Source organism: Acinetobacter sp. TG2027 (assembly GCF_000302435.1).
Taxonomy (GTDB): Bacteria; Pseudomonadota; Gammaproteobacteria; order Pseudomonadales; family Moraxellaceae; genus Acinetobacter; species Acinetobacter pittii.
The window spans coordinates 1-2,029 of sequence record NZ_AMJN01000026.1 but is presented as its reverse complement, the minus strand read 5'-3'; the positions used below and the strand labels follow the sequence as shown (position 1 = coordinate 2,029).

Genomic DNA, 2,029 nt, shown 5'->3' with positions numbered 1-2,029 from the left:
AGCAAGTGAGGTCGAGGTTTTACGTTTACGTCGTGAAGCAAATGATTTGCAAAATAAAATGAATGATGCGCAGAACCAGTATTATGTGAAAGCGCGTGAAGAGTTATCTAAAGCCAATACCGATAGCGAAACGCAGCAACAAATTGTACTGGGTCGTAGTGACAGTTTAGATCGTGCAGTGTTCAGAGCACCGGTACGTGGTGTCGTCAAAGAAATTGCAGTCACTACCCATGGTGGTGTTATTCCACAAAACGGTAAATTGATGACCATTGTACCGATTGATGAACAACTACTGATTGAAGCGCGTATTTTACCGCGCGACATTGCCTTTATTCGTCCGGGGCAAGAAGCACTGGTTAAGATTACCGCCTATGATTACTCAATTTATGGTGGTTTAAAAGGGAAGGTTACGGTTATTTCACCAGACACGATTCGTGATGAAGTGAAACAGGACCAATTCTATTATCGTGTTTATATCCGCACTGATTCTGACAAGCTTTACAATAAAGAAGGTAAAGCGTTTGGTATTACACCGGGTATGGTGGCAACAGTAGATATTCGTACTGGTCAAAAAACAGTACTTGATTACTTACTTAAACCATTTAATAAAGCCAAAGAAGCTTTGAGAGAAAGATAAAAAATTAAATCTATATAGCTTTTAAATATTTAAAAGCTATATAGATATTAATAATAAAAATTTTTGTTTTAAATGTGTGGTTTTTATTATTTATGTTTTAAAACACAAGAAAATTAAAATACTATTGCGAGTATTATTTATTTATAAGTTTTTGAAAAACAATATTTATTATTTTAATTTTTTATTTGGTTAATAAACAAACTTATTTTTGTCAGATTTTTCGTGACGTGATTCATGTTTATAATTGGTTTTTGCGTTGAGGTTGGCTTTTGTTTTCTCTAGTTTATTCCTTAATTTGGGCTCTTCTTATTTCAAAAAATAAGGGCTTTAAATTGGATTGGTTTAATTAAATAATCCTGTACAAGGGGAATAAATATGTCAGAGATAAGGGTAGTTTCTAAGGAGAGTCATGAAACCTTAGAAATTACAACAAAGGATACAGTCTCTCTTTCCGAAGCATCTGTTATTTTAATAAAAGTAAATAAAGATGATGTTTCCGAAATTAGACAAGATGGTCGAAATGCAATTATTACTTTAAAAAATGGTGAACAAATAGTAATAGTTGATTTTTTTAACGGTAGTAATTATTCAACTGATAATAGCTTAGTTTTTGAGGATAACAACCATAAATTAATTTGGGTACAATTTACTGATGCCAACGGGGCATTATTAGAAAATATTACTTATAGTTATATTGATAGTATAGAACCGCTTCTTTATCACGATGGGGTTGCATCTCCATGGGCGTGGTTATCTGTACCGCTAACCGCAGCAGGAATTTTGTGGTGGGCACATGATAGTGATGATAAAAATAATAATTTAAATAACGACTCAGACTCTGACAGCGACTCAGATTCCGACAGTGACTCGGATTCTGATAGCGATTCTGACTCTGATAGCGACAGCGATTCTGACTCTGATAGCGACTCAGATTCCGACAGTGACTCAGACTCTGATAGCGACAGTGACTCAGACTCTGACAGCGACTCTGATTCCGACAGTGACTCTGATTCTGACAGCGACTCAGACTCTGACAGCGATTCTGATTCTGACAGTGACTCTGATTCCGACAGTGATTCTGACTCTGACAGTGATTCTGACTCAGACAGCGACTCAGACTCTGACAGCGACTCTGATTCCGACAGCGACTCAGACTCTGACAGCGATTCTGATTCTGACAGTGACTCAGACTCTGACAGCGATTCTGATTCTGACAGTGACTCAGACTCTGATAGCGACAGCGATTCTGACTCTGACAGTGACTCAGACTCTGATAGCGACAGTGACTCAGACTCTGACAGCGATTCTGACTCTGATAGCGGCAGCGACTCTGATTCTGACAGCGACTCTGATTCTGACAGTGACTCAGACTCTGACAGCGACTCAGACTCT

2 protein-coding genes are annotated in these 2,029 nt (G+C 37.8%); both read left to right on the top strand.

Annotation, left to right across the window (positions count from 1 at the left end):
• A partial coding sequence (locus B806_RS0106175) for an HlyD family type I secretion periplasmic adaptor subunit (RefSeq protein ID WP_017402758.1) occupies positions 1-637 on the top strand: 637 nt, incomplete at its 5' end.
• Between the two features lie 375 nt (positions 638-1,012).
• Positions 1,013-2,029 (top strand): BapA prefix-like domain-containing protein (locus tag B806_RS20205; protein ID WP_029768961.1); only part of this gene is annotated, 1,017 nt, incomplete at its 3' end.